Source organism: Specibacter sp. RAF43 (assembly GCF_052114065.1).
Lineage (GTDB): Bacteria > Actinomycetota > Actinomycetes > Actinomycetales > Micrococcaceae > Specibacter.
Genome location: NZ_JBFREA010000010.1, coordinates 69,615 through 87,599, shown reverse-complemented (window position 1 = coordinate 87,599; position 17,985 = coordinate 69,615). Strand labels below are relative to the sequence as shown.

Sequence of the window (17,985 nt, the reverse complement as noted above, 5' to 3'; positions counted from 1 at the left end):
CGGCGCCTATTCGCCGGGCGGAGCAGCCCTGTAGAAACACGGAGTACCAAATCTTGAAACTTTTAACTTTCACACCCGCCGGTGCAACTGCCCGGGCCGGGGTTCTGGTGGACGAGTCGACCGTCATCGACCTTCAGGCCCTGGGCCAGGCGGTGGGAAGGGAACTGCCCGACACCGTGCTCGCCTATGTGGCGGACCCGTCATTGCTCGCCGAGGCAACCTCGGCATTGCAATCGAGTGCCGGGAACTGGCCCCGCGAGAGCGTCCACCAGCTCGCCGATGTCACCCTCCAGGCACCCCACCGCCCGACTAAGATCGTAGGCGTGGGATTGAACTATGTGGAGCATGTTGCCGAGTCGAGCCGCACGCTGGACACCGACAAGGACCTGCCCACCCGGCCGGTGCTCTTCTCCAAGCCCGCCACGGCCGTCATCGGCCCGGGCGAACCCATCTTGCACAACGCGGAACTGACCAAGCAGCTGGACTGGGAATGCGAGCTGGCGGTGGTCATCGGCAAGACCGCCACCAAGGTCACGGTGGAGAACGCACTGGACCACGTGTTCGGCTACTCGATCACCAATGACATCAGCGCCCGGGACCAGCGCCGCTCCGGCCAGTGGTTCTACTCCAAGGGCCAGGACTCCTACGCGCCCCTGGGCCCGTGGATCGTCACCGCCGACGAAATCGGCGACCCGCAGAACCTGGACGTGCGGCTGACCGTCAACGGCGTGGAAATGCAAAACTCCAACACCCGCCACATGCTCTTCCCCATTGCCGAGCTGATTGCCGACATCAGCGCCGGCATGACCCTGGAGCCCGGGGACGTCATCGCAACAGGATCCCCCTCCGGCGTCGGCGCGGCCCAAATGCCGCCCCAGTTCCTGGAGCCCGGTGACGTGGTGGAGCTGACCATCGAGAAGATCGGACGTCTCACCAACCCCGTCATAGCGGTCTGAACAATCCGGCCCCGTCCGCACCCAACCCTGAATCCTCGAAGGAGTATCCCATGCCACGCAAGATACGCATCGGACAAATAGTCCCCAGTTCCAACATCACCATGGAATCCGAAATCCCCGCCATGTTGCATGCCCGTGAACTACACGAGCCGGAACGGTTTACCTTTCACTCCAGTCGCATGCGGATGACGGAGGTGACCAAGGAGCAGCTCGAGGCTATGGACGACGATTCCCAGCGGTGCGCGGTGGAACTCGCCGATGCCCGGGTGGACGTCATGGGGTACGCCTGCCTGGTTGCCATCATGAGCCGCGGAAACGGCTATCACGAAAAATCCCAGGCCCAGCTTGAGGCACGCGCGGCCGACGCCGGGTCCCCGACGCCGGTGGTCACCAGCGCCGGGGCGCTGATCGAGGGCCTGCGCGCCCTCGGCGCGAAAAGGACGGCGATCATTGCCCCGTACATGGAACCGCTCACCCGCGCGGTTGCCGAGTACATTGAGAACGAGGGCATTGAGGTCACAAACTACATAGCGCTGGAGATCCCGGACAACCTGGAAGTCGGCTCCCGGGATCCGCTGGCGCTGGTGGAGATCATCAAGGACCTTGACCACAGCCGGGCCGACGTCGTGGTTTTGTCGGCCTGCGTTCAGATGCCCTCCCTGGAGGCCGTCCAGCAGATCCAGGATGCGATCGGCAAACCGGTCATCACCGCCGCCATCGCCACCACCTACCAGATGCTCACCCCCCCCCCCACGCCTTGGTTCGCCTATGCTGGCTACACAACCGTCCCAGGAGAACCATGACTTTTACCACGGCAGATCTGTACGATGAACGCGGTCCCGAGCTGGCCTCCGTCGCCCTGCAATTCCGCACCTTTGGCACGGTCGCCGCGTTTCGCGGCCCGGCCCGCACCATCCGCTGCTTTCAGGACAACGCGCTGGTGAAGGCCACCCTGGCCACGCCGGGGCACGGCGCCGTGTTGGTGGTCGACGGCGGCGGCTCGCTTGAGACGGCCCTGCTCGGGGACATGATTGCCCAGGCGGCGGTGGACAACGGCTGGTCCGGGGTGATCATCAACGGTGCCATCCGCGACAGCGTGGTGGTGGACACCCTCCCGCTCGGGGTCAAGGCGCTGGGCACCAATCCGGCCAAGAGTTCCAAGACCGGGGCCGGGGAGATTGACGTCCCCATCCGGCTCGGCACCGTCACCATCCGCCCCGGCGCCATGATCTATGCGGACGCGGACGGGATCCTCGTCGACGCGTGACGCGGCCGACCCCAAAATCAGATCAGGCGGGGCGCCCTGGCCAGGTTGGCGGCAAGTTCCGCGGCGTTTTGCCGCACCACGTAGGCGGGGCGGTCACGCTCCACCCGCCAGCTTTCGGACAGCGGGCCAATGTTGACGGTGTCAAAGCCAAATTCGTCGTAGAGCCTGGTCACCAGCGCGGCGGCGTCGGCATGGTCGCTCGCCGTGGCCAGCGCCCGCCGGTTCGCCGTGCCGGCCACGGAGCCGGTGGTGGTGATGTCCGCGGCCGGAATGTGATTGAATCCCTTCGCCACGCGGGAATCCTTCAAATGCTCCGCCAACAGCCCGGAGACGGTGGCCTCGCCCTTGTCCAGGGCGGGAACATGGCCGTCGCGCTCCCAGTAGTAGTTGTTGGTGTCGATCACAATCTTCCCGGCCAGCGGGGCTGCCGGCACGTCGCGGTAGTTCTTGAACGGGATGGTGACGACGGCGAAATCGGCGGCCGCCGCGGCCTCCGCCGCCGTTGCGGCCCGGGCCCGCGGCCCCAGCTCCGCCGCCAGGGACGCCAGGGACTCCGCCCCGCGTGAATTGCTGATGACCACGTCATAGCCAAGCTGGACGGCCTTGCGGGCGATCTGGCTGCCAATGTGTCCTGCACCGATGATTCCTATGGTTGTCATGCCTGTGCAACGGTTGGGCGGGCCGGGATATTTCGCCGCCAAGTGGCGCCCCGGCAAAACTAGCGGAAGTTCGCGGGGCCGCGCAGCGGCTCCAGCAGCGCCTTCTTGGTCGCGGCAAGGCGCATCAGGGAACCGGACCCCTCATCGAAGAAGGCGAGCACGGTTTCGGCGATGACGCACCGGGCCCCGGTGACCGGATCGAAGACGGCATAGGCAACCGTGAAGCTGGCGCCCTTGACGGCGCTGATCCAGACCTCGATCCGCGCCGGGATGTTGCGGTAGTTCAGGGGGGTCAGGTACTTCACCCGGTGCTCCACCACCAGCGCCTGGGTGCCCTCGGGCAGGTCGGTGAAAACCGGGAGGTCCACTTCCACGCCGGGCATGCCGGTGCCGGCGGGCGGGCCAAACGCGTGGACGCGGGCCTCCTCCAGGATCCTGAGCACCTCAACGTTGTTGATGTGCCCGTAGGCGTCCATGTCTCCCCAGCGCATGGGGACGTGCACGGTCAGCCGCGCGGCGCCGTCGTGCCCTAAACCATCAGCCAAATTGCTTCCCCCTCGGCCCCTAGGTTACCTCGGGCGGGTCGCGTGCATCACATGGGCGTGTTGGGGCCCGGAATTTGTCCCGGGCTCGCCGTACTGTGGAGCTTGCACGTTTTCCTCCCCGCCCTGAGGGACGGCACCACTGCCCTTGGGGTGAACGCCCGCAAGGTGAAAGGACCTGCCGCCATGATGGGAGCCCACCACGCCGCCTGCGGTGCCGCCGTTTGGCTGGCGCTGACCACCCGGTTCCACGTGGACCCCGCTGCCGCCGCCCACCTGGCGCCGTTGGCCACGCAGGGATTTGACCTGGGGCTGGGGCTGCTGGAGGTCAGCCCGGTCGGTGTGCTGACCGGCGCAATCGTCACCGCGGGGGCCGCGCTGCTTCCGGATGCGGACCACCGGCATGCGACCATTGCACATTCGCTGCCGCCGCTGTCCAACATCATGTGCATCCAGGTGGGCAGGTTGTCCGGCGGGCACCGGCACGGCACCCATTCGCTGCTGGGGCTGGCCGTCTTTGTGGTGATCGCGTTTCTGGCGGGCCTGTGGACGGTGCCGTTGGAGCCGTTCGGGGTCATCTACCCGGGCGCGGGCGTGCTGACCGTGCTGCTGGGCTCGTTTGCGGCCAAGGCGCTGAAGGTCATCCCCGACTCCATGCGGAAGTTCCCGTGGGTGTTGGGGCTGGGCCTGGGCGGATTCATCACGTTCTTCGCCCCGCAGGAGCAGTTTTGGTTCCCCCTGGCCATGGGCCTGGGCGTGGCCGTTCACATCCTCGGTGACATCCTCACCACGGGCGGGTGCAACCTTTTGTGGCCGCTGCGCGTCAAGGCGCCCCGGCTGGTGCGCGCCGTCCCCGGGCTGCGGCATGTATGGAAGCGCAACGGCAACCTGGCCGTGCCGGTGCTGGGCAACGCGGGCTCGTGGCGGGAATGGCTGCTGCTGGTCCCGGTCAGCCTCTACGTGGTGGCCGGCATCGGCGCCACGTTCCTGACCATGGGCACGGGCGGATTCCTCAGCGCCGTCCCGTCCCTGCCAGGGTGACCTCCGGCCACTCCCGGCCCAGGATGGCGTAGTGGCGCAGGGACACCCACTCGCCCTTGAACCAGTCCGACTCCACAAAAGTCGCCTCCAGCCGCATGCCCAGGCGCGTCATCAGGGCGGCCGAGCGGCCGTTGCGGTCATCGCAAATCCCTTCCACCCGGTGCCAGCCGAAGCCGGTGAACGCCAAGTCCAGGGCCGCCGCGCATGCCTCCCGTGCGATGCCCCGGCCCTGTGCCGCCGGGCTGAACACAAACCCGATCTCCCCCAGCCGCGGGTCGGCGCCGTCCCACTTCAGGAGCACCTCACCCACGGGATCGGCACCGTCACCGTATTCCACGGCCAAATCCAGCCACTGCCCGGGCTCGGACAGGGCGGCCTGGGACATCATGGATTTCACCGTCAGCTCGGTGTCGGCCACGGTCTGCGGCGGGTGCGGCAAGTACCGGACGACGTCGGGTCGGGAACGGTAGGCGTTGATGGCCGGCACGTCCCCGGCCCGGACGGGACGCAACCGCAGGCGTTCGGTGCGGAGGGGGTAGTCGGGCTGGGTCGGTGCGGAAAACTCGGGGGCGGGCAGCGGCATATGCCGATCCTAACGCGGGCGGAAAGCGCGCCCGAACGCACGCACGGGGTCGGGGCCTTGAACAAATTCGCGGGAAACCTCCAGACCCGTTCGATACGATGGCAAAATGCCCGTGAAGTCCTCATCCCGCCGCCGCGTGGAGCTGGTGGTCATCCCCGTGATGGCCGCCCTGTGCATGGCCTTCATCATCGGGGCGATCGTCCTGGACCGGGACGCGGGGTCCTGCCCGCCGGCGTCGTGGCATAACCACGTCTCCGTGACCCTGGCCGGCAACCACGACGCCGTGGCCGCGGCCGCGGCGGTGACCGCCTGCACGGGCAGCGCATGCATTCCCCTCTCACCGACATTCGCCCGGAATTCCGCGGGCGGGACCGGTCTGCTGGCCCACCAGCCGGATGGTTCGTGGGTTCTGAGCGTGGGCAGCAAGCCACCGGCGCACGTCACGTTCAGCGTGTTTGACGCGAGCGGCACGGTCCTTGCAAGGGCGTCCAATGCACTGAACTGGACCCGTGTTGCGGGCACCGAGAAATGTGGCGGACCCATGGCCGAGGTACGCGTGCTGCTTCAGCTGCCCTAAGGCCGCCCGGAGGCTCGCCCCGCCCGCCGTTCACCGGTTCAGAAAGTAGACCAGCACCCCGGCCGCCCACGTCCCGGCCGCCAGGGACGCACACCCGAATTCGGCCAGCATGCCCAACCCGGTCGCCTTCAGCGCGGCCATCGAGGACGAGACGGCCGGCGCGAACGACCTCTGTCGCTGCAGCTCGGAGAGGAACAATCCCACGGCAAACCCGAGCAGGAGCCCCACCACGGGGACCACGAGGAACCCGACAACGCCCAACACCAGCCCGGCCACGACGGACCGGCCCGGAATGTTGCGCCGCCTCATCGCGCGTCCGGTCAGCATGGCGCCCGAGAGCATTCCGGCGGCAACAAGCACCGCGCCCACGCCAAATACGATCCAGCCCACCGGCCGCCCCACCGCCAGGGCCCATCCGAGCAGGCTGGCGCCGATCAACAGGCTGCCCGGCAGCACCGGCACGATCACGCCCGCAACGCCCACCAGGATGGCGAGCCCGCAGATGATGGTCCAGGCGACTTGTGCGTCCATGCCGCCATCCTGCCATGGGCGCGGTGCAATTGTGACGCCCCGCCACGCCAATTCGACGCCGGCCGGCCCCGTTCGGCGCGATGGCGCACCCTCCGCCCGGGGCGGCGGCGCCGGTGACACTAGACTTCGTAAGGCCCCTCCTAAAGTTTGCGGACTCCCCCTGACTGCGAGCGGGCTGGACAGCTCACAGGCGGCGGCCCAGGCGACGGCCGTGCACGGAATCGGGAAGGGTGGCCCCATGCTGGAGGCGGCGGCAATATTTCTGGCGGGCTTTTGGGCCGGAATGATCAATGTTGTCGTGGGATCCGGAACGCTGGTGACGTTTCCGGTGCTGCTGCTCTTTGGCTACCCGCCCCTGACGGCGAACATCTCCAACAACATCGGGCTGGTGGCCGGCGGACTGTCCGGCACGTGGGGCTACCGCCGGGAGCTGGCCCCCAACAAGGAACTGATCAAGCGGCTGCTCCCCGCCTCTGCCATTGGCGGGCTGGTGGGGGCCCTGCTGCTGCTCGTCCTTCCGCCGTCGGCCTTCAACACCATTGTCCCGGTCCTGATCGTCATCGGCATCTTGATGGTGGCGTTCGGACCGGCCCTGCAACGCCGGACCGCCCGGCAACAGGCGATCATGGCTGCCAGCGCGGGCGAGCGTCCCGGCGGGGCGTCGCGCAGCACGGTGGGGCTCATGGCGGGGATTTTTGTGCTGGGCATGTACGGCGGATATTTCGGCGCGGCCCAGGGCATCCTGGTTGTGGGGCTCATGAGCATCATGACGACCGTGGCCCTGCAGCAGATCAACGCGGTCAAGAATGTCCTGACCACGGCCGTCAACGGGATCGCCGCCATCACGTTCATGATTGTCGCGTGGCACTACATTGACTGGAAGGTCACCGCGCTCATTGCCTGCGGCGCACTGCTGGGCGGGCTCGCCGGGGCCAAGTTCGGGCGAAAATTGCCGCCGATGGCCCTTCGCGCCACCATCATCGTGGTCGGCGTCGCCGCGCTGGTCAAGATGCTTTTCTTCGCCTGAGCGGCCCTCAGGCCACGCCCTTGATCTTCACCACGAACACGGCACCCAACAGGCCGATGACGGCGGCCACCACGTACAAGGTGACGTAGCCGCCCAAGAGGGTGACCAGCGGCCACGCAATGATGGGGGCGATGACCTGGGGCAGCGAATTGGCCACGTTGATGACGCCCAGGTCCTTGCCCCGGCTGGCGGCCGACGGCAACACCTGGGTCAGCAGGGCAAAATCCACGGCCAGGTAGGCGCCGTAGCCGACGCCCAGCACGGCCGCGCCCACCAGCGCCCCCGGCCAGGTGGGCGAAAATGCCAGGATCAGGGCCGCCAGGGCGATGATGGCCGAGGAACCAATGACAAAGGGTTTGCGCTTGCCCACCCGGTCCGTCCATTGGCCGCCGATCACCGCCGTCACCAGGGTCAGGACGGCGTAGACGCCGGTCAGGATCAGCACCCCGAATTCCGGATTCTCAAAGCCGACCGCGTCGCGCAGGAAGAACAGCAGGTACAAGGTGACGAGGTGGTTTCCCACATTGACCAGGAAGCGGGTGATCCACGCCCAGCCAAAGTCCGGGTAGAGCCGCGGGGAGATCCAAAAGCCCTTGGCGAACTCCGCCCAGGAAAACGGCGGGCGGTCGCGGGCCGGCAGCACCTGGTCGTTGGAGAGGAAGAGGTACGGCAGGATTCCGGCCACCAGCGCCGCCGCGCACAGCACGTAGCCCAGCGCAAAGTTGCCCGCGACCACGGCCCCGAAGGCGGCCCCCACCAAGATGCCGACCACGGTCCCCATGGAGGCCAGGCCGCCGATCCGTCCGCGCTGCCTGATCGGGACCTGGTCCGGGACGGCGGCCGTGATGGCGGCCAGGGCCCCGTTGCAGCCGAGCTGGACCAGGCACCACAGGGCGGTCATGGCGGCCACGGTGGGCGCCACGGTGAGCCCCAACAGGCCAATGGTGCCCAGCAGGGCGCCGATGAAGACCCACGGAACGCGGCGCCCGAATTGGGAGATGGTCCTGTCGCTGAAGGTGCCGAACAGGGGGTTGGCCACCAGCGAGACGGCGGCCCCGGCACCCGTGACCAGGGCCAGGATGCCTTCCTTATCCGCGGCGCTGAAGGCAATGGCCTGCTGCCCCAGCAGCACCTGGAGGGGGCCGAAGAATGCGGCGTTGATGCCCACGTTGACCAGGACGACGGACACCGTCCAGCGATGCCGGACCGTCTCGCTCGGCTCGGCCAGCGCCGCGCTCCCCGGCGGGAGTACATTCCCCGACGTTGTCATTCCCCCAGCTTTCCCACGTTGTGCCTTCACATTCCTGGCCATAGCTTACGTCCGTACGGCGCCCTCCGGCGGCAGAATTCGCCCGTGCCACCCGGGTGGCCGCGCCCGGCGGCTACCACACCACCTGCTGGGCCCGGACCTCCTCGATGATCCGCAGCGCCGCCACGGAATCGGCCGGGTCCACCGGAACCGGCCCGCCGTCCAGGAGCGCGGCGGCGAGGAGCTCGTAGAATTCGGCGAAGTTGCCCGGTTCGGTGGGAACCGGCACCAGCGACCCGTCCCGGCCCAGCAGTCCCCAGTCTTCCTCCCGGTCCACCCCGTAGCCGGGCTGCCCGGGCAGGATGCCGGCCCGAAGTTGGCCCTCCTGGCCGTCGGCCCGCTGCTTCACATAGGTCGCCTCGGAACCCACAACCCGCAACCGCGGACCCGCCTGCGCAGCGGTGAGGTTCATCCACAGGTGAGACACCACCCCGCCGGCGTGTTCGAGCGCAACGAAGGCGTCGTCGTCGGCACGCTCCGCCGGCCGCCTGGCCGCCAGCTCCCCGTAGACGCGCACGGCCCGGCCGAACAGCGCCAGGGCCTGGTCGATCAGGTGCGTGCCAAGGTCGTACAGGACGCCGCCGCCCTCGGCCGCGGTGGCGCGGGCCTTCCATTCCTTGGTGGTCTCGGGCGCCCAGCGTTCCAGGCGCGACTCGAACCGGCGCACCTGCCCCAGCCGTCCCTCCGCCAGCAGCTTTTTCAGCGTCAGGTATTCCCCGTCCCAACGCCGGTTTTGGTAGGTGGCCAGCACCTGCCCGCATGCCCTCGCCAGGGCGATCAATTCCTCCCCCTCCACGCTGGTGACGGTGAACGGCTTGTCCACCACGACGGCGCACCCGGCTTCCAGCGCGGCGCGCGCGTGCGCCGCGTGGGTCGCCGGCGGGGTGGCCACCACCACCAGGTCCACGTCCCGCCGTGACTCCGCGTTGGCCCACTGCGCCGGATCCACGATGGCGGCCTGCGGATGGGCGGTGCGGGCGGCGGCCCGGCGCGCCGGGTCCCCGGTGACGATGACGTCGAGCCGGAAGCGCTCCAGCGAGGCGATGGCGGGGGCGTGAAACACACTTCCGGCCAGGCCAAATCCCACCAGCGCGGTGCGAATTTTTTGTGTCATGGCTCATACCCTACCCGTCGCGCAGGGACGGGCAGGGGGTGAACTTTTGGCATGCCCGACGCCGGACCGGCCGCGGTCCGGCGCGCAATAACCGGTCAGGAGCAGTGCTAAATCGCCTGTAATGTATACACAAACACGTGTTGTCTAGGTCACTTTTGTCTTGCCTTTAGGGGTTTTTTAATGCAGCAACATAGCTCCACCGCAACGGTCGGTGCCACCCAAAACGGTGGTCACGACGCTCCACAGCTCACCAGGGCTCTTTCCAATCGGCATATCCAGCTGCTCGCCATCGGCGGGGCCATCGGCACCGGCCTGTTCATGGGGTCCGGAAAGACCATTTCGGTGGCCGGCCCGTCGGTCATATTTGTATACATGATTATCGGTTTCATGTTGTTTTTCGTCATGCGGGCCATGGGGCAGCTGCTGCTCTCCAACCTGAACTACAAGACGTTTAGCGACTTTGCCGGGGACCTGCTCGGCCCCTGGGCCGGGTTCTTCACCGGCTGGACGTACTGGTTTTGCTGGGTCGTCACCGGCGTGGCCGACGTCATCGCCATCGCGGGGTATTCCCGCGAGCTGATCCCCGGCATCCCGCTCTGGATGCCCGGGGTCGCCACCGTGCTGATCTTGCTCCTGCTGAACCTGCCGACGGTGGCAGCGTTCGGCGAGACCGAATTTTGGTTTGCCCTCATCAAGATCGTCGCCATTGTCGCCCTCATCGTCGTGGGCCTGGTCATGATTTTCACCGGCTTCACCTCCGACGCCGGCACCGCCTCCTTCACCAACCTGTGGAGCCACGGCGGCCTCTTCCCGCACGAATTCATGGGATTTGTGGCCGGCTTCCAGATCGCCGTCTTCGCGTTTGTCGGCATCGAACTGGTCGGCACGGCCGCGGCCGAGACGAAGAACCCGGAGAAGAACCTGCCCCGGGCCATCAACGCGATTCCGATCCGCGTCATGCTCTTCTACGTGGGCGCGCTCATCGTGCTGATGTCCGTCACCCCGTGGACGGGCTTCAAGGCCGGGCACTCCCCGTTCATCGGCATGTTCGCCCTCGCCGGGCTGGGCATCGCCGCCACCGTGGTCAATCTGGTGGTCCTCACCTCGGCCATGTCCAGCGCCAACTCGGGCATCTATTCCACCTCCCGCATGGTCTACGGGCTGGCCAACGACGGCGACGCCCCCAAGATCTTCGGCCGCCTGTCCCGCCGCAAGGTGCCCCGCAACGCCCTGTTCCTCTCCTGCCTGCTGCTGCTGGGCGGTGTCGTGCTCCTGTACGCGGGCGAGGACGTTGGCAAGGCGTTTGACATGGTGACCACGGTGTCCGCCGTGTGCTTCATGTTCGTCTGGTCGATCATCCTGGCCAGCTACCTGGCCTTTCGCCGGCGCCGGCCCAAGCTGGCCGCAGCTTCCACGTTCAAGACGCCCGGCGGCAAGCCGATGGTGTATGTGGTGTTTGCGTTCTTCGCCTTCATCCTGTGGGCGCTGACCACCCAGCCGGACACGTTGCTGGCGTTGCTGCTGACGCCCCTCTGGTTTGTGGTGCTCGGGGTGGTCTACGCGGTCATGCGCAAGAACCCCAACCATCAGGCACGGATTGCCCTGTGGCAGCAGGAGACGGCGGATGAGTCCGCCGCGCTGGGCACGGCACAATCACGCTGATGATGCGCACCATCCTCTAAACACCGCCGCACCGAACACCGTGGGTGGCACCCGCCTGACGCGGGTGCCGCCCACGGTGTTTGGTGCGACCGTTGATAGGATCCCCCCATGACACTTGTTGCGCCGCACGTGAGCGCCCTTGGCCCGGCCGACCGGGCCGCCCTGGCCAGGACGCTCTCCGGCAGCGACGACGTCACGGTCTTCGTGGACGGCACGGCGCACCGCCTGGCACCCGAGGCCAGGGACGCGGTCCTGGACCTGCTGGGACGCCTGGCCCGGGGCGACGCCGTCGCGGTGGCCAGCGTGGCAGAACTGCTGACAACCTCCCAGGCGGCCGAGTTGGCCGGAATCTCGCACACGTTCCTGCGGAACATGACCGACCGCGGGGAGATCCCGGTCCAGTACCGCGGCTCGCACCGGCGCATCCGCCGCGACGACATCACGGCGTGGCTGGCGGGGCAGCGCAACGCGGCCACCGGCGATTAGGCGCCGGCTGGATCACCAGGGTCAGCCTTCCAGCACCAGCAGCTGCGCCTTGTCCGCGTCCCAGCCGACGTGCACGGGGCCCGCTGCCCGGCGGCCAGGGGCCTCGGCGTCCGAACTGAGCTCGCGGAGCTGGAGGTCGTGGCCGCCCACGCTGAGCCGGTGTCTGATGGTGGCGCCCAGGTTGGTGGAGGACGTCAGCTCGCCGGTGCCGCCGTTTTCCGCGACCGGCGCGGTACGGAACTTCAGGTGCTCGGGCCGAATGGACACCGCGTACTTCTCCCCCTGCGCTCCGCGGTCCCGGACCCGGCCGACCCCCAGGGAGCCCAGATCCACCACGGCCAGGTTGCCGTCCCGCTCCAGGACTGTTGCCGGGATGAGGTTGGTGTCGCCGAGAAAGCTGGCCACCCAATCCGTCAACGGGTAGTTGTACACCTCCTCGGGCGGGCCGGACTGCATGATGCGCCCGTCCTTCATCACCACGATCCGGTCGGACATGGCCATGGCCTCGTCTTGGTCGTGGGTGACAAAGAGGACCGAGATGCCGAGGCTTTTTTGCAGCGTCTTGATCTCCTCCTGCATGTGCTCGCGGAGCCGCTTGTCCAGTGCGGCCATGGGCTCATCCAGGAGCAGGGCGGCCGGGTTGAAGACCAGCGCACGGGCCAGCGCGACGCGCTGCTGCTGGCCGCCGGAGAGCTGGCGCGGCCGGCGGCCGCCCAGGCCGGCCAGGCCCACCCGGTCCAGCGCAGCCTCGGCCCGCTCGCGGGATTCGGCCTTCGGCACCTTGCGCATCCGCAAGGCAAACTCCACATTTTCCCGGGCGCTCATGTGCGGGAACAAGGCGTAGTTTTGGAATACGACGCCTAGATTGCGTTCCCGCGGCGGCAGCGAGTCCACGGGCCGGCCGTCGATCAGCACGGACCCGGAGGTGTGGTCCTCGAAGCCGGCCACCATCATCATGGTGGTCGTCTTGCCGGAGCCGCTGGGCCCCAGCAAGGTGACGAATTCCCCGGGCTTGATGGACAGGTCCAGCCCGTCCACGGCGACGACGTCCCCATACGTCTTGCGCACTTGGCGGAGCTCGATGGCGCCCTTGGCCGCCATCGTCCGGGGGTCCAGTGCAGTTGCGGCTATTACTGAAGTTGTCATGGGAAAACCTTTCCAGGCGAAACTAGACGGCCAGCGGCATCATGCGGGCGGTGGACCGGCGCTTGAGCACGTACACGACCTGGAAGAGCAGGCCGATGGTGGCGACGGTGACCAACAGGGCGGAGGAGACGGCGATCTTGGGGGTGAGGTTGAACTGGATGTCGGTGAACATCTTCACCGGCAGCGTTGTGGCACCCRGCGACTGCATGAACAGCGACATCACGGTCTCGTCGATGGAGACCGAGAAGGCAAACAAGGCCCCGGAGATCAGCCCCGGGCGGATGACGGGCAGGTAGACGTGGCGGAAGACCGACAACGTCCCGGCGCCCAGGCTTTGCGCCGAACGCACCAGGGCCGGGTTGAGCCCGGCGAGGCTGGCGCGCGTGGTCAGGTATACGTAGGGCGTGGCAATGACCGCATGGGCCAGGCCGATGGGGATAATGCTGCCCACCACCCCCACGGAAATGAAGAACTGGTAGAACGCCAGCGCCAGGACCACGGTCGGGACGATCATCGGTGCCAGGATCAGCCCCACCACGGCCTGCTGGCCGGGAAACTTCCGCCCGTGAAGGCCGATGGCGGCGCTCGCGCCGAACACCACGCCCAGCAGGACGGCGATCACGGCCGCCTGCATGCTCGCGGATAACGCGGACGTCCACGCACGGTCTTCAAAGAACCCCTGCACGGCGGCCAGCGAGATGCCCTCGGGCGGGAACGTGATGTAGCGGCTGTTGTTAAGGGCCACCGGGACCACGATCAAGGTGGGTACCACCAGGAACGCGAACACCGGTAGGGACAGCAGGGACAGCAGCCGGCGCCGGCGGGCGGTTTGCGGCGCTTTAGAGCGGTTCATGGTGGCCTCCGGCCTTGAGGACCCGTTGGTACACGGCGGCAATGACGCTCACCAGGACGGTCAGGATGACGGCGAGCGCCGCCGCCCCGGAAAAGTCGGTGAGTTGGCGGGCGTAGTAGTCGATTTCATTGGCGATCATCATGTCGCCGGGTCCACCCATCACCACGGGTGTGATGAAGAAGCCTGTGCTGATGATGAAGACCAACAGGCCGGCGGCGGAAATTCCCGGCGTGCTCAGGGGAAGGGTGATCCGCCGGAAAATGGACATCTCCCTGGCGCCCAGGGAACGGGCGGCCAACGCCAGGCGGTCGTCAATGGCCGTCAGGGACGAGAAGATCGGGAAGACGGCGTATGGGAGCAGACAGTGGACCATGCCGACGATCACGGCGAAGCGGTTGTGCAGCAGCCCGATGGGCGCCCCTGTCAGCCCGATGTTTTGCAGGACGCCATTGACGAGTCCGTTGTCCTGGAGCAGGACGGCCCAGGCGAAGTTCTTGACCAGGATTCCGGTCCAGAACGGCAGCAGGACCACGGCAAAGAGGATCACCCGCATCACGGTGCCGCTGCGCCACAGCACCAGGGCAATGATGTAGCCAAGTACTACGGTGACGATGGTTGACGTCAGCGCAATCGTGAGCGTATTGATCAGCGATCGGCTCACCAGGGGGTCGGCCAACACCCGGGCGTAGGCGTCGCCTGTGAAGCTGGAGCCGACCAGCTTGCCCAGCGGGGTCAGGAAGAGCAGCAGGTCGAAGGCGAGGATTGGTGCCAGCAACAGCAACCAGCCGGCGCGGCGGCGTTGGGGTTTGTGCCGGGCGCGGTCGCGGGCATCACCGGCGCCGGGCCGGGCCCTTTCAAGAGTGGCGTTTGTCATCTCAGCTGGCCTGCCACAGCTTGAACTTCTGCTCCGTCTCCTTGAGGTTGGCGGCCCACCACTTGTCGTCGCGGACCAGGATCTTATCGGCCAGACGGGGACTGGTGGGCAGGGTGTCCGCGATCTCCTTGGGCAGCTTCGACAGTGCCGCGGTGTTGGCCAGGGTCAGGTTCGTGACCTTGTCAAAGGCGGCCCCGGCCTCGGCGTCGTTGGACATGAAGTTCATGAGCTTGAAGGCCGCTTCCTTGTTCTTCGCACCCTTCGGCACCACAAAGTAGTCGCCGGCCAGCACGGCGTTCTCGGGCGAGAAGTTGAGCTTGGCGCCGTCGGACCGGGCCGCGTTGATGCGGTTGTTGAAGCTTGTGGACAGGGAGACCTCCCCCGAGGTCAGCTGCTGGATGGGCTCCTGATTGGCGGAGTGGTACAGCAGCTTGTTCCGTCCCGGGTGCGCCGCCAGCACGCGCAGGGCCCGGTCCACGTCCAGCGGGTAGATTTTCTCGAACGGCACGCCGTCCGCCAGCAGGGCCGCCTCCAGCACGGAGCTGTCCGAGAGCTGGTTGTAGATGGAGCGCTTGGTGTTGTACCGGTTCTGGTCGAAGAACTGCGCCCAGTCCTTGGGTGCCTTGCCGTCCGGGATGACCTTTTCATCCCACGCCATCACGAACAGGAAGCTCAGGTATTTGATGCCGTACTCGGCCTTCGCGTAGCCCGGCAGGCCTTTGTCGCTGATGATGTTGTAGTCGAACTTCTCCAGCAGTCCTTCCTGCACGGCCGTCTCGTACTCGGGGGCGGTGATTTCCACCAGGTCCCATTGGACGTCGCCGGACTGCACCTGCGCCTTGAGGGCGGCAAGACTGGTATTGGCCAGCAGCGTTGGCTTGATGCCGCTCTGCTTCGCAAAGGGATCGAGGATCGTTTGGGTCAGCTGGTCATTGTAGGAGCCGCCGTAGGAGGTGACCGTGACCGTCTTGTTCGCGGAAGCGCTGGCAGATGGCTTCGTGCTGCAGCCGGAAAGCGCCATACCGGCCAGTGGCGCGAAGGCTGCGGCCTTCAAGAGGGATCGGCGATTGAGCAGGGGGGAACGAGTATCGGTCATGGCGAAAACTTGCCTCTCGGGCATCGGCAGCGCATGGGAATGCACGGCAACTGATGAGTGTGGTATCTGCTGCCGGCGCCTCGTCCACGGTGGATTTCACCTGCGAACGATTCACGCGGCATTGAGCGAATCTGGAGCACGAACCGGAATCCGGCTTTTCGGTGTCGTAACTGTAAACCCGAAGTTTCCCGTGAGTCAACGGTTGTATTTCACCGAGAAACAGTTTATTTTTGGTGACGTGGCTCACGGGCCGGAAAGGCGCCTAGATTGAGGGACATGACGCAGACTACGGCCGTCCTACTGGCGGCGGGGGCGGGAACCCGGCTCGGGCGCGGCCCCAAGGCCCTGCTGCCCTTCCACGGCGGCACCCTGGTGGAGCACGTGGCACAGGTGGTGCGCGACGGCGGGTGCGGGCGAACCGTGGTCGTGGCGGGCGCCGGTGCGCCGGAGGTGGCACAACTGCACCGGGCGGCACGGCGCCTGGCCGCCCCCCACCAGCCGGCATTTGCCGCCTGCCGGCTGGTGGTCAATGAACACTGGGCCTCGGGCATGGGCGGCTCCTTCCGCACGGGCGTGGCCGCCGTGGCCGCCGGAGACAACATCCTTGTGGCGCTGGTGGACCAGCCCGGCATCACGGCCGCACTGGTCGCCAGGCTGCTTGCCGCCCACCGCCCCGGCCGGATCACCGCCGCCGGGTACGCAGGGTCCGGGACGGGTCCGGGCGCCGGGTTGAGGCGCGGGCATCCCATCGTTTTCAGCGCTTCGCTGGCCGCCGAGGCCGCGGCTTCCGCCGGTGGCGACTCCGCCGCACGCGCCTTCCTGCGCGCCCACCCGGGCCTGCTGGACGTGGTGGATTGCAGCGACCTCTCGGACGGCGCCGACGTGGACACCGCCGAGGACCTGCACCTCTTGGCGGAGTAGCCGGCGCCGGGCGGCCCATACAGGCCTGCGCCGCCCGGCTAGATCCGGGGCCTCGCCGCCCAGCGTGCGGCCTTCAGGGCCAGATGCAGTTCCAGCCGAACCCGGCCGGCCAGCGGGTCGGCGCCGATGAGGGCGCGCACCCGGGCGAGCCGGTTGTAGACGGTGGAGCGGTGCAGGTGCAGCTGGCCGGCAATCCCGGCCACGGCGCCGTCGTTGTCATAGAGCAGCTCCAGCACCGGGAACAACTCCCCGGCCGCGTCCCGGTCCCGGATCAGCCGGTAGTACACGCTGTCCTCCGGGTCGGCCGCGCCCCCGGCCAGCACCTCGTAGACCCCGGCCCCGCGGACGTCCAGGATCGAGCCCAGCGCCGGGTCCACGACGGCGGCCTGGGCGGCTATCCGCGACTCCCGGAACGCCGTGGGCAGCTGCCGCAGCGAGCCGAACGGCTCACCGATCCCCATCACCACCCTCGACGCCGGCACGCCGGTGCGCTTGGTGAGCTCGGCGGTATAGCGCTCGAGCACCGCGGCGTGCCTGGCCCGTCCCGGCGTCGCACGGAACAGCATCACCGCGTGGGTGTCCAGGCCGGCGGTGAACAGGGCATCGTCGATGCCGACGGTGGCCTGCAGGCCGGCGCTGCGATGGACCAGGGTGGCGGCCAGCGGATCCCGCACGGCCCGGCGGTCGAACCGGGGCCCGCGCGCGGACCCGGCCGGGGGTGCGGGGATGGGGAGCGGCGGGGCAGCGGGATCCGGGTCCGGTCCCGGCGCCGCGTACACCGTGGCGGCCTGCCACGGGCCGCGCTGGCGGACCTCGGGCCATTCGGAGATCTTCTCGATCGCGTGCTTGTCGCCGTCCACGGCGGCCAGAAACTGCTGCTCCCGGGCGCGGCGGTGGCTGGACTCGGCCGTGTTGGAATCGAGCAGCAGCGTGGCCAGGAGGTCCAGGGAGTCCCGCACCTGCGGCAGCTGGGCGAGGATCGCCGTCGCACTTTGCTCCAGGACGTCCTGCTGCACCCACAGGTAGCCGACGCGGAAGCCGCGGACCAGCAGCGGCACGCACACCCGGCCCAGCATGCCCAGCCCGGGGTTGGCCGGCACCACCACGGGCCGCACCGCGGTGGCGATCCCATGCGAGAGCTGCCAGCCACTGACGTCCGCCGGCACCCGCTTGCTCAGCAGGAAATTGACCCGCACCCGGTCCGCGTGGGACTGGTTGGCGCTGTAGGCCAGCAGCAGCCCGTCCAGGTCCTCCAGGGACAGCCCGCGGCCCAGTTCCACGGCGAGCTGTTCGACAAGGTCCTCGATGTCCTCGTTGCGCATGGGCCCAGCCTAGCGGGCC

The 17,985-nt window shown here is 67.7% G+C and carries 20 protein-coding genes; 9 read left to right on the top strand and 11 right to left on the bottom strand.

The features are described from left to right. Window positions 1-53 precede the first annotated feature (53 nt). Genes AB4Y80_RS07450 through rraA form a run of 3 tightly spaced genes read left to right on the top strand, consistent with a single transcriptional unit; the run spans window position 54 to window position 2,223 of the window. Complete coding sequence (locus AB4Y80_RS07450) at window positions 54-956, top strand: fumarylacetoacetate hydrolase family protein (RefSeq protein ID WP_442213244.1); 903 nt, start codon at window positions 54-56, stop codon at window positions 954-956. A gap of 50 nt (window positions 957-1,006) precedes the next feature. Beyond that, entirely contained in the window at window positions 1,007-1,759 is a 753-nt protein-coding gene (locus tag AB4Y80_RS07445; RefSeq protein ID WP_442213242.1) for a maleate cis-trans isomerase family protein, read from the top strand. Continuing rightward, window positions 1,756-2,223, top strand: coding sequence for a ribonuclease E activity regulator RraA (gene rraA / locus AB4Y80_RS07440; RefSeq protein ID WP_442213240.1), 468 nt, complete (start codon window positions 1,756-1,758; stop codon window positions 2,221-2,223). The genes AB4Y80_RS07445 and rraA overlap by 4 nt, the downstream gene beginning before the upstream one ends. Before the next feature lie 17 nt (window positions 2,224-2,240). Here rraA and AB4Y80_RS07435 read toward each other — a convergent pair whose 3' ends face one another. Then, window positions 2,241-2,882 carry an NADPH-dependent F420 reductase gene (locus AB4Y80_RS07435; RefSeq protein ID WP_442213238.1) on the bottom strand — a complete coding sequence of 214 codons (642 nt, stop codon included), beginning with the start codon at window positions 2,880-2,882 and terminating at the stop codon, window positions 2,241-2,243. A gap of 59 nt (window positions 2,883-2,941) precedes the next feature. After that, on the bottom strand, window positions 2,942-3,373 hold the full coding sequence (locus AB4Y80_RS07430; RefSeq protein ID WP_442213346.1) for an acyl-CoA thioesterase: 432 nt from the start codon (window positions 3,371-3,373) through the stop codon (window positions 2,942-2,944). 237 nt (window positions 3,374-3,610) lie between these two features. On the opposite strand from AB4Y80_RS07430, the gene AB4Y80_RS07425 reads away from it, so the two are divergent. Further along, complete coding sequence (locus AB4Y80_RS07425; protein ID WP_442213236.1) at window positions 3,611-4,465, top strand: metal-dependent hydrolase; 855 nt, start codon at window positions 3,611-3,613, stop codon at window positions 4,463-4,465. Here the strand turns inward: AB4Y80_RS07425 and AB4Y80_RS07420 are convergent. Further along, window positions 4,437-5,048 (bottom strand): GNAT family N-acetyltransferase, encoded by a 612-nt coding sequence (locus tag AB4Y80_RS07420; RefSeq protein ID WP_442213234.1) that lies wholly within the window; start codon window positions 5,046-5,048, stop codon window positions 4,437-4,439. The genes AB4Y80_RS07425 and AB4Y80_RS07420 overlap by 29 nt on opposite strands. 112 nt (window positions 5,049-5,160) lie before the next feature. On the opposite strand from AB4Y80_RS07420, the gene AB4Y80_RS07415 reads away from it, so the two are divergent. After that, a complete protein-coding gene (locus AB4Y80_RS07415; RefSeq protein ID WP_442213232.1) occupies window positions 5,161-5,625 on the top strand; it encodes a hypothetical protein in 465 nt (154 codons plus the stop codon). A gap of 30 nt (window positions 5,626-5,655) precedes the next feature. Here AB4Y80_RS07415 and AB4Y80_RS07410 read toward each other — a convergent pair whose 3' ends face one another. Beyond that, window positions 5,656-6,156 (bottom strand): DUF456 domain-containing protein, encoded by a 501-nt coding sequence (locus AB4Y80_RS07410; protein ID WP_442213230.1) that lies wholly within the window; start codon window positions 6,154-6,156, stop codon window positions 5,656-5,658. A gap of 238 nt (window positions 6,157-6,394) precedes the next feature. Between AB4Y80_RS07410 and AB4Y80_RS07405 the strand changes: the two genes are divergently transcribed. After that, entirely contained in the window at window positions 6,395-7,183 is a 789-nt protein-coding gene (locus AB4Y80_RS07405) for a sulfite exporter TauE/SafE family protein (protein WP_442213228.1), read from the top strand. Between the two features lie 7 nt (window positions 7,184-7,190). Here AB4Y80_RS07405 and AB4Y80_RS07400 read toward each other — a convergent pair whose 3' ends face one another. Together AB4Y80_RS07400 and AB4Y80_RS07395 are read right to left on the bottom strand one after the other, a co-directional pair. Next, complete coding sequence (locus tag AB4Y80_RS07400; protein ID WP_442213226.1) at window positions 7,191-8,453, bottom strand: MFS transporter; 1,263 nt, start codon at window positions 8,451-8,453, stop codon at window positions 7,191-7,193. A gap of 112 nt (window positions 8,454-8,565) precedes the next feature. After that, window positions 8,566-9,606: a Gfo/Idh/MocA family protein gene (locus tag AB4Y80_RS07395; RefSeq protein WP_442213224.1), complete on the bottom strand. Its 1,041-nt coding sequence runs from the start codon at window positions 9,604-9,606 to the stop codon at window positions 8,566-8,568. A gap of 180 nt (window positions 9,607-9,786) precedes the next feature. Between AB4Y80_RS07395 and AB4Y80_RS07390 the strand changes: the two genes are divergently transcribed. Then, complete coding sequence (locus tag AB4Y80_RS07390; protein ID WP_442213222.1) at window positions 9,787-11,268, top strand: amino acid permease; 1,482 nt, start codon at window positions 9,787-9,789, stop codon at window positions 11,266-11,268. A gap of 108 nt (window positions 11,269-11,376) precedes the next feature. Further along, a complete protein-coding gene (locus AB4Y80_RS07385; RefSeq protein WP_442213220.1) occupies window positions 11,377-11,754 on the top strand; it encodes a helix-turn-helix domain-containing protein in 378 nt (125 codons plus the stop codon). A gap of 21 nt (window positions 11,755-11,775) precedes the next feature. On the opposite strand, the gene AB4Y80_RS07380 is transcribed toward AB4Y80_RS07385, so the two are convergent. From AB4Y80_RS07380 to AB4Y80_RS07365, 4 genes are read right to left on the bottom strand one after another with little or no spacing between them, the layout of a single operon-like run. Further along, the gene (locus AB4Y80_RS07380) at window positions 11,776-12,900 is read right to left on the bottom strand and encodes an ABC transporter ATP-binding protein (protein WP_442213218.1); all 1,125 of its coding nucleotides are present in this window, start codon (window positions 12,898-12,900) and stop codon (window positions 11,776-11,778) included. Between the two features lie 22 nt (window positions 12,901-12,922). Further along, entirely contained in the window at window positions 12,923-13,753 is an 831-nt protein-coding gene (locus AB4Y80_RS07375) for an ABC transporter permease (protein ID WP_442213216.1), read from the bottom strand. Continuing rightward, window positions 13,740-14,627: an ABC transporter permease gene (locus AB4Y80_RS07370; protein WP_442213214.1), complete on the bottom strand. Its 888-nt coding sequence runs from the start codon at window positions 14,625-14,627 to the stop codon at window positions 13,740-13,742. The genes AB4Y80_RS07375 and AB4Y80_RS07370 overlap by 14 nt, the downstream gene beginning before the upstream one ends. Before the next feature lies 1 nt (window position 14,628). Further along, entirely contained in the window at window positions 14,629-15,723 is a 1,095-nt protein-coding gene (locus AB4Y80_RS07365) for an extracellular solute-binding protein (RefSeq protein WP_442213212.1), read from the bottom strand. 276 nt (window positions 15,724-15,999) lie between these two features. Between AB4Y80_RS07365 and nboR the strand changes: the two genes are divergently transcribed. Then, a complete protein-coding gene (gene nboR, locus AB4Y80_RS07360; protein ID WP_442213210.1) occupies window positions 16,000-16,644 on the top strand; it encodes a nicotine blue oxidoreductase in 645 nt (214 codons plus the stop codon). A gap of 38 nt (window positions 16,645-16,682) precedes the next feature. On the opposite strand, the gene AB4Y80_RS07355 is transcribed toward nboR, so the two are convergent. Further along, entirely contained in the window at window positions 16,683-17,966 is a 1,284-nt protein-coding gene (locus AB4Y80_RS07355; RefSeq protein WP_442213208.1) for a PucR family transcriptional regulator, read from the bottom strand. Window positions 17,967-17,985 lie beyond the last annotated feature (19 nt).